Origin of the sequence: Magnetococcus marinus MC-1 (assembly GCF_000014865.1) — a bacterium.
Lineage (GTDB): Bacteria > Pseudomonadota > Magnetococcia > Magnetococcales > Magnetococcaceae > Magnetococcus > Magnetococcus marinus.
On record NC_008576.1, the window covers coordinates 3,229,822 to 3,238,652 of the forward strand.

Sequence of the window (8,831 nt, forward strand, 5' to 3'; positions counted from 1 at the left end):
CAGAGCACCCACTTTCTTACTCTCATTTTACGCGCTCCATACGCTCATTTTACGCACACACTTACAGGCTTGTTACCGGCCCATTACAATCGTAATTCATTGCTTACACTTGTTTATAAGAATTTGCTTCTATTCTAATACAAACTCTGCCATGATGCTTTCCAACAGAGCATACAGCGCCATCCAGCAGGATCGCTTAGCGCGTCTAAGTTAGGTGGAGCGGATGGCTGATACACGATCTATCGCACCCTTACGGAGAAAAAACATGACCAACAAAAAATCCTTATTCCTGGCTTTAGCTGCTTTCACAGCGCTTTCCACCGCCGCTTTGACCACCTCTGACGCCCAAGCTTGGTGGGGGTCACCCTGGGATAATAATGGTTACGGCAACGGCAATGGCTACGGCGCGGGCAATGGTGCGGGCAATGGTTCCGGCAACTTTGGCATGAACTTTAACATGAGCGGCAACGCCCAAACCGCCGCCAACGGCTACAACGGCTATAATGGCTACAATGGTTACAACGGCTATAATGGCTATAATGGCTACACCGCTCCCATGCCTCCTCCTTGGGCCTATGCGGCGCCCGTTGCACCAGTCGCCCCTGCTGCACCCCAGGCCCCCGAAGCCGCCAAGTAAGGGATAACCACCCCCTTACCCCGTGCTTATTTGAGCAAACGCCGCAAAGGGTAACCTTTGTGGCGTTTGTTTCTTATTGGCTAAAACAGAACCCCTACTCCGCCAGCTTGGGCTTATCCACTGTGGCCATACAGGGGGTAAACAGGAAAAACATGGATAGATGGCTGCACCACACAGAGCCTCTTGCACAAACAGCTCTGTGGTTGGCCTCTCTCCCGGCACGGCGCAAACCTAGGGGCCTTAAAAACCAACTTGACTCAATAAACGCCATAACCACTCGCTCCACTGGCGACCAAACCACCACCGATGAAAGGCTGGATAAGTTTTTTTGCCACTGGATAGCACCCTTTGTAAAACAAATTTACAGTTACCAAAAAAATATCTATTTCTTTTGTATTCCTATACTTAAATGCCATGCCCACCCAAATTCAACCGACCTGACAGGCCAGCGTGTGTTGCGCCCCCGTTAATGATGTTGCACTTTTGCGACAAAGTTATATTAGGAGATATAAAATTCATCCCTTATAATTCAGCCCAACACCGCACCACCAAGGTGCATACCGGATGCCGGCAGGAGGCTGGCCCGACTAAACCGAATAATAGGAGCCGCACCATGAACAAACTTTCTCTGCGCGAAACCACGGAACAAGCGCTGACCACTCTTGCTTTTTTACCCTTCACCATCTTTTTCTTTCTCCTTGCCGCTTGGTTGCGTAATGATCTGAAGAAGTCACAAAACCTTCGCCCCCAAACCGACATAGCATGATTTGTCCCCTGGGTTTGGGACAGCATCTCCTCGTAGATGATGGGCCCGCGTGGCACCGGTAGGCCGTTAAAGCCGTTGCCACGCGGCCCAACGCACCACCCCCTTAGCCTTTCTACGCCCCCCTACTGCATGGCCACGCGGATTGTTCGACCAAGCAACCGCTCGCTCAAACCCCACGGTAGGCGCGTTGGCGCTTTCCACTGCTCCCATAGTTGGCACCATTCCTTTGTGTCACTCAGAGTATGGCGGCGTGCATAATGTCGCAATTTCGGTTATTTTCCCAACAGAGCATGCTGTTTGCACCGCCCCCTACTCCAGTTGGCCCTTATGCACCAGCTCGGTAAGGGCAAAATGGCCTGCTCTTTTGTTGCTTGGAAAAAAGAAATCCGCGCTAACACAAAAGCTTTTTTGGCTTAAATACCACCGTGGCCGCTTATCCCGGATCTTTCATGAATCCCAGACGCTCTCGCTTGATCTTTGAAGGGATTCATGAAAGATCCGGGTTAGACACTAACCGTAGCATGTCGTGATAACCATGATTCTCTATCTTTGCGAAAAGCCCTCTCAGGGTCGGGATATTGGCCGCGTTTTAGGGGCTACCAGCCGTCATGAAGGTTATGTGGCAGGAGCAGGGGTGTGCGTAACTTGGTGTATTGGTCATCTTATGGAGATGGTGGCCCCTGATGGTTATAGACCCGAATGGAAAAGTTGGCGGCTGGATACCCTACCCATCATTCCCCAACAGTGGCAGCTGGAGCTCACCGCCCGTGGGCGCAAGCAGTTTAAGGTTATCCAAGGGTTACTCAAGGGTGTAACGGAGGTGGTGCTCGCCACCGACGCCGACCGCGAAGGTGAGACCATTGGCCGTGAAGTGTTGGAGCGCTGCCAATACCGGGGTAAGATCTCTCGCCTCTGGTTATCTGCCCTGGATGATGCCAGCATTCGCAAAGCGTTGGGCAACCTGCTACCAGGGGAGCAAACCGAGCCCCTCTACCAAGCCGGGCTTGGCCGATCTCGTGCGGATTGGATGGTTGGGATGAACCTTACCCGCGCCTATACCCTTTTGGGTCGGCAGGGGGGCTATGCAGGGGTGTTGAGCGTGGGGCGCGTGCAAACCCCCACCCTAAAACTGGTGGTGGACCGGGACCGGCTGATCGAGAACTTTAAACCCGTCGACTATTTTGAGATTTTTGCCTTACACCGCGTTCACTCAGGGACGTTCATCGCCAAATGGGTACCGCCCCCTAAGCCTTGCGATGCCGAGGGTCACTGCTTGGACCGCACCCTCGCCGAAACGGTCATACACAAGGTGCAAGGCCACAGCGGCACCATTACAAAAGCCGAGACCAAGCGCGTCAAAGAGCCGCCCCCGCTGCCATTGGAGCTCTCGACTCTGCAACAAGAGGCTTCGCGGCGCTGGGGCATGGGTGCCAAACAGACCCTTGAGATTGCCCAATCCCTTTATGAAAAGCATAAAGCGGTGACCTATCCCCGCACCGATTGCCGTTATCTACCCAGCAACCAGTTTAAAGAGGCCCCGGCGGTACTACAGGGATTGACAACCAACGATGCCAGCCTCACCCCCTTGGTGGAGGGTGCAGATGCACAGCTCCGCTCCAAGGCGTGGAACGACAAAAAAATCACCGCTCACCATGCCATCATTCCAACCGCCGCCAAGATAAACATCGACGCCCTCAGCCGCGAAGAGGCTCTGCTGTATGATCTGATTCGCCGTCACTACTTGGCGCAATTTTACCCCCCCTTCGAGTATGACCGCACGGTAATCGACACCCAGGTCGCCATGGAAACATTCCACGCCACAGGCCGGGTTGAGCTCATTCCAGGGTGGAAAAGGGTGCTGGCTGCCAACCAAGAAAAAAAAGAGGGCGACGAGGATGAGCAAACGTTACCCGTGGTACGCAGCGGCGAAGCTGCCACCATTGAGGGGGCTGAACTGAAACAAAAGCAGACCAAGCCTCCCAACCGTTATACCGAAGGCACCTTAATCCAGGCGATGAAAAGCGTCGGCAAGCTGGTCGAAGATGCCCGTCTACGCAAGATTTTAAGAGAGACCTCGGGCATTGGCACAGAGGCCACCCGTGCCGCCATTCTGGAGACCTTGATTAAACGCAATCTGCTGGCCAAGCAGGGCAAAAAAAGTCTTGTTAGCATGCCCGCCGGTCGTCTGCTGGTGGATGCCCTACCCCATAGCGTCACCGACCCCGCCACCACCGCAGTCTGGGAACAGACCCTGGATGATATTGCCCATGGTGGAGGATCGCTGGAGACCTTTTTAGCCAAATCCGAGTTATGGCTTAATAAGCTTATTCACAATGTTCACCAACGCCAGCAGCTGGGACTAAACCCCTTTCGAGGTCTCCCCCCTTCCACGTCGCATACCGACCCAGCCCAGCCCACTCCGCGCAGGCAACGCCGCTCTAAAGCAGAGGTCACACCCACCCCAAACGCCGCCCCCCTGTGCCCCCAGTGTGGCGGGCCTATGTTACAGCGTAAAAGCCCGCAAGGCGCTTTTTGGAGCTGTGCAGAGCAAGCAACCTGTACGGGCACACGGCCAGGGAGCCCCCTTGCAGCCCACTCGCCCCTTATGCAACCCAACCCAGAGCGCGGACCTCTTTGCCCCAAGTGCCAACAAGCCCCCCTGGTACAGCGCACCGCCTATCGCGGCAAAAATAGCGGCCAACCTTTCTGGGGCTGCCAGCGTTACCCCCAGTGCCGCTACACCCAAGCCAGCCAAACCACAGAGTCATAACGTGTTGCACAGCACAAGTAGGCCGGCCTATACAAACAGACTTACCCCCGTGTCACAACTCAATCCCTTTTAACCATGGGCTGGTGTGTCGCTGTGGGCACAGGCCCTGCGTCCTTCTTGGCCAAGGGGTTCTATCCAACAATCAGGGGCTCTCCTGACGAAACAGTTGCAGCAATTTTGCCCCCTGCTCGCCATACTGTTTTTCAAGAAATTGCTCCATAGCGGGTTGCGCCCGATCACGAAAAGCTTGCAACTGTTCGCTGGTTGGATAATAAACTTGCATTTTTTCAGCCAGTTCAGTCAAAGAATCATCTTTCATGGCTAAAGCGCGGCTAGCGGTTACGCCCATCTGCGCCGCTTTATTCACCGCGTCCGCCTGGGCTGCATGCAAGCTCTGCATAAAAGGGTGGTTGACGACCCATACATAAGGGGTATAGAGGTGGTTGGTAACGGTTAAATATCTCTGCGCACGCTCCAATTTACCCACGCGAATAATAGTGGCGGGGTTCATTTGACCATCCAAGCTACCATTTTTTAATAGAGACAATAACTCTCCCCAAGCCACCGCTACGGGGTCGGCCCCCAAGCTGCGCATAAACGCCATATGGCTCTCTAAGTTCATCGTTCGCATACGCAACCCGGCCATATCCCCTGGCGCGCGGATGGGGCGGCGACTATTGGTCAACACAAACAAGCCGCCGGTATCCCCATAGCCTAACACCTGTAGACCCGTTTTTTGTAGGATGTCATCCCCCAGGGCTTTACCAAACGGGCCATCAAAAACACTATAGGTTTCTTCCAAATTTTGAAACCGAAAGGGATAATTTAGAATGCCTATCAGGGGATAACGGTCCGCCAATCCATCCAGGGAGACAATGGCCGACTGAATGACACCTTGTTGCACAAGATCCAAAAGCTGCTTCGCTTTGCCAAGCTGTCCTTCGGGAAAGGTCTCAACCGCCAAACCACCCTTGCTCAATTTGGCCAAGGCTCTCTCAAAGGCCAGCGCCATGGCCCCGCTTGGATTATCACTCTGGTTCGGGTTAAGATGGGCTAAATAGAGCTTTTGCTCGGCGGCAAAGGCGCTAAAAACCACCCCCTGCCAACAGAACATGAGTGTTACCACAAACAGACACGCGCGCCAAAACATCGCAACCCCCCCTTATTTATTTTTAAGCCACTCGGCGCCATCCCAATCGGCTGGTGGCGGTGTCACGATAAAGAGATGACACCGTTTTTCTATCTGCTCAGCCCCTTTATCATGGGGAAAGGATTGCTTATAGAGTGCCAGTTTCTCCAACACAGCATGCCAATCACGCGCTTCGTAGTGGTCCATCACGGCATGCCACAAACTTAACTTGAGCTTCTGTTCTTCTGTCGCTGCTAGAGGGGATTTTGGATCTTTTTCCCCCATAAGCTCATAAACATACATAGGGTGCGTATTACCCACTGGCACCACTTTATCCAGGCGACGCAGGTAAAAGTGGGGCTGCGCCACCCGAGCAACATGTTCTGACACCATCAACTCGGTATCATACTGTTTATTCATGGACTCAAGACGAGAGGCCATGTTCACCATGTTCCCAAAAGCGGAGTATTGCATCCGCTCAGTGGAGCCAACATTGCCCACAACCGCTTCACCCGTATGCAAACCAAAGCGTGTGTAAAAGGGGGTACGCCCATTTTTTGCAAACGTTTCCGCCAACGCCAAACCGGCTCGGTGACAGCCAAGCATCGCCCGACAAGCGTTTACAACATGGTCAGGGTCTTTGCTGGGGGCATTCCAAAGCGCCATGATGGCATCCCCAATAAATTTATCAATGGTACCTTTATAACGGTGGATCGGCTGGGACATCTGCTCCATGTATTCCGACAGCGAGCCCACCAATTGCTCTGGCGGCAGCTCTTCACTAATATTGGAAAAGCCTTTAATATCAGAGAACATAACCGTTAACGGCTGACGCCTTGAACCAATGCTGGTCTCGTCTTCATCCTCCACAATGGCACGCACGATCTCCTTAGGCACATAGACACTAAAACTGCGCAAAGAGCGTTTCATGGTCTCTACCGCATCGACCAACTGGCGCACCTCTGAAATATAGGAGGTTAGATTAAGGTTGCCTTCTAAATTAAAGCGGCGAATTTTAACCGTCTCTTGTGTCACCTTGCTCAGGGGTCGCGTAAGTAACTGAGAGAGCATCATAAACAGAAAAATAGCCAAGCTAATCGCCAAGCTACCCGCTACCAATATCTTAATACTGGCATCGGCGAGAGGACCAATCAGCTCTTCTTTTTGCACCAGAACCCCAGCAGTCCAACCCAAGCTCCCACCAATTTTGGCGAAGGAGACCATATATTCATCACCATTGGGTCCAAGGGTGGTTTCAAACCGATCTACCCCGGATTTTTGCCAATGCTGCACAGCCTCGGCCACCAACGGGTCGCGCACCTCGGTGGCCTTACGCAGGCGCACCTTCTCTTCTGTCACCTCAACCCCCATATCGGGTTCGCGATGACCGACCAAATAGTTATCCGCATTGAGCAGAAACACCCGCCCAGAGAGACCAATTTGAGCTTTGTAGAGAAAGCTGGAGAGGGTATCTAGGGTAATATCGGCGCCAACCACCCCAATTTTAATATCTGATGGAGTGCTGACGTGGCTCGACAAGGTTAAACCAATCAACTTTGAACTGGCGAACACATAGGCGTCGGAAATGGCCACTTGCGGCACTTCCCAGGCTTTTTTATACCAGGGCCGTACCCGTGGGTCGTAACGTACCGGGCCGCGATCCACCTTAACCACATCACCCCACTCTTTATAGAAGATAAAACTATCTGCTCGATGCCCAGAACTTTCATTTAACAGACGGGCGGCATAACGTACTCCCTGCGGAAGATCCTCTTTAGAAGGTCCCAACTGTTTTAGGGTGGGTGGCACCGCAAAAACTTGGTAAAAATCGCCGCTATTTTCAAACCCTAGGTAAAAGCTAAACACTTGAGGCAACGAAACGAGCTGGCGTTGCAAATAGCCAAGCCCCTGCACCGTTTGCAAGGAACCTGTATCCACCCGGGCCAGTTCTGCGGTGGCTTGCACCACCCGCTCCACGGGGGCCAGCAAGCCTTGCACATCACGATCCACTTGCAGGGTCGCACGGGCCATGGTCTTTGAGGCGGTTTCTAGAATAAGTTTGGAGTTATCCCAATAGAGGTAGCCGACCAAAGAAACCGTAAGCAGGGCCATAACCAAGCCAAAGGCCAAGGAGATACCAATACGCAGTTCAACTTGTCTGTTATGCATCATTGCCGTTGCCTCGTTTGGGTAGGGCGTACCTTCTTTAAAATCGTTTTATTGGGCACCACAGAGCGGGTTCGGACGACACTTCAAACAACGCTATTTGGCGCCAGAAAAATAGACCAAACAGACAAAATCTATCTACACCCCACGCCCTCGTGAGCAGGCCCCCCTGAGAGTGCTGTCGCAGGGAAAGAACGTTTAACCGGACCATACCGAATGGGTTTGTGGGAGCAACCTCGCACAAAAAAACACGTTCTCAAAATAGCAGAATTGTTCCCCAAATTTACACAAGAACCTTACAACGCACCGCACAATCAGGATCTTTTTCTGTTTTAATGCCTGCAAGGGCCTATTCATTCCTCAAATTGCTCCGAATTCGAGGCATCCCAAGCCCTTTTTCAAGACACCATCCTCTCACGATTAGAACACCGTCGATAATAGCAGGATGATCCCCCCTCTTTCACAGCACCCTGGTCCGTACAGACACCCTATTTTCGACCAACGTTCTGGCTTTACGTCGTCATAACATAAAACGTAAATGATTATTTTTCATACTTTTAAAACGACAACCTTACCCTATTGACTTGAATTTCCACCCTAAGTAAACTGCCCTAACGAATATAAGAAGTTTGGGCACCATAGCGTGGTTTAACGCCTATACGTTGGCCACTTATAATGATGAGGATGCAGTAATGATTCAATTAGTCTACGTAAGCTCATCCGTTCGCCTGTTTACAAAAGACGAGCTTATTGGGATCCTTGAAGTTTCCCGTACGCATAATCAAAGCAAAGGGATCACAGGCATACTACTCTACGCTAACGGTAACTTTTTACAGCTTCTTGAAGGCGAAAAAAAAGATGTTGATGCGCTTTATGAAAAAATCACTCAGGACAAGCGCCATAGGGGATGCATAAAGCTTTTTGCAAAGGATGCCACCTCACGCCTTTTCCCCGATTGGTCTATGGGCTTTAGAGAACTTTCCAAGGATGAATGTGACACCAAAAAGGGCTATTCTGACCTTATGGCTTTTTGGAATAACCCTATGGATCTTAAAAACAACCCCAATCAGCTTTTAAGGATTCTTGGGGAGTTTTCAATGAACAACCGATAACGATCCCCGCACCAATACCGCATGTCCACCTTTTTGTCGATGTATCCAGCCCTATGGTCGTTTTCAAAAAAACACCCCCTACAGCAAAGAAACACCGTCCCCAGAGTTTGCCTCGCCCCCTGCTCAGGCAAATCTCCGCGACCACGCAGCCTTCGCCCTTAACAATGGGGAGAACACCCTTCCACCGCTAAAAGCCCCTGTCACGTAACCATTTAAACCTCGCCCTACCCATTAACGAGCGCATCCCCCAA

The 8,831-nt window shown here is 51.9% G+C and carries 6 protein-coding genes; 4 read left to right on the forward strand and 2 right to left on the reverse strand.

The window, feature by feature from the left end; genetic code table 11:
* The first annotated feature begins 265 nt into the window (after window positions 1-265).
* From MMC1_RS12990 to MMC1_RS12995, 3 genes are all read left to right on the forward strand, one after another.
* Window positions 266-637, forward strand: a complete 372-nt coding sequence (locus MMC1_RS12990) for a sulfur globule family protein (protein ID WP_041641235.1) — start codon at window positions 266-268, stop codon at window positions 635-637.
* 613 nt (window positions 638-1,250) lie between these two features.
* Entirely contained in the window at window positions 1,251-1,403 is a 153-nt protein-coding gene (locus MMC1_RS21955; protein WP_160162714.1) for a hypothetical protein, read from the forward strand.
* Window positions 1,404-1,938: 535 nt separating this feature from the next.
* Window positions 1,939-4,173, forward strand: coding sequence for a DNA topoisomerase III (locus tag MMC1_RS12995; protein WP_011714160.1), 2,235 nt, complete (start codon window positions 1,939-1,941; stop codon window positions 4,171-4,173).
* A gap of 142 nt (window positions 4,174-4,315) precedes the next feature.
* Here the strand turns inward: MMC1_RS12995 and MMC1_RS13000 are convergent, their stop codons facing one another.
* Window positions 4,316-5,323: a TRAP transporter substrate-binding protein gene (locus MMC1_RS13000; RefSeq protein ID WP_011714161.1), complete on the reverse strand. Its 1,008-nt coding sequence runs from the start codon at window positions 5,321-5,323 to the stop codon at window positions 4,316-4,318.
* A 12-nt stretch (window positions 5,324-5,335) separates the two neighbouring features.
* A complete protein-coding gene (locus tag MMC1_RS13005; RefSeq protein ID WP_011714162.1) occupies window positions 5,336-7,474 on the reverse strand; it encodes an adenylate/guanylate cyclase domain-containing protein in 2,139 nt (712 codons plus the stop codon).
* A gap of 686 nt (window positions 7,475-8,160) precedes the next feature.
* Here MMC1_RS13005 and MMC1_RS13010 point away from each other — a divergent pair.
* Window positions 8,161-8,580 (forward strand): BLUF domain-containing protein, encoded by a 420-nt coding sequence (locus tag MMC1_RS13010; RefSeq protein WP_049757688.1) that lies wholly within the window; start codon window positions 8,161-8,163, stop codon window positions 8,578-8,580.
* Window positions 8,581-8,831 lie beyond the last annotated feature (251 nt).

Coding starts and splice junctions, on each gene's coding strand:
- MMC1_RS12990 (WP_041641235.1), top strand. CDS start 266: ATGACCAACAAAAAATCCTTATTCCTGGCTTTAGCTGCTTTCACAGCG.
- MMC1_RS21955 (WP_160162714.1), top strand. CDS start 1,251: ATGAACAAACTTTCTCTGCGCGAAACCACGGAACAAGCGCTGACCACT.
- MMC1_RS12995 (WP_011714160.1), top strand. CDS start 1,939: ATGATTCTCTATCTTTGCGAAAAGCCCTCTCAGGGTCGGGATATTGGC.
- MMC1_RS13000 (WP_011714161.1), bottom strand. CDS start 5,323: ATGTTTTGGCGCGCGTGTCTGTTTGTGGTAACACTCATGTTCTGTTGG.
- MMC1_RS13005 (WP_011714162.1), bottom strand. CDS start 7,474: ATGATGCATAACAGACAAGTTGAACTGCGTATTGGTATCTCCTTGGCC.
- MMC1_RS13010 (WP_049757688.1), top strand. CDS start 8,161: ATGATTCAATTAGTCTACGTAAGCTCATCCGTTCGCCTGTTTACAAAA.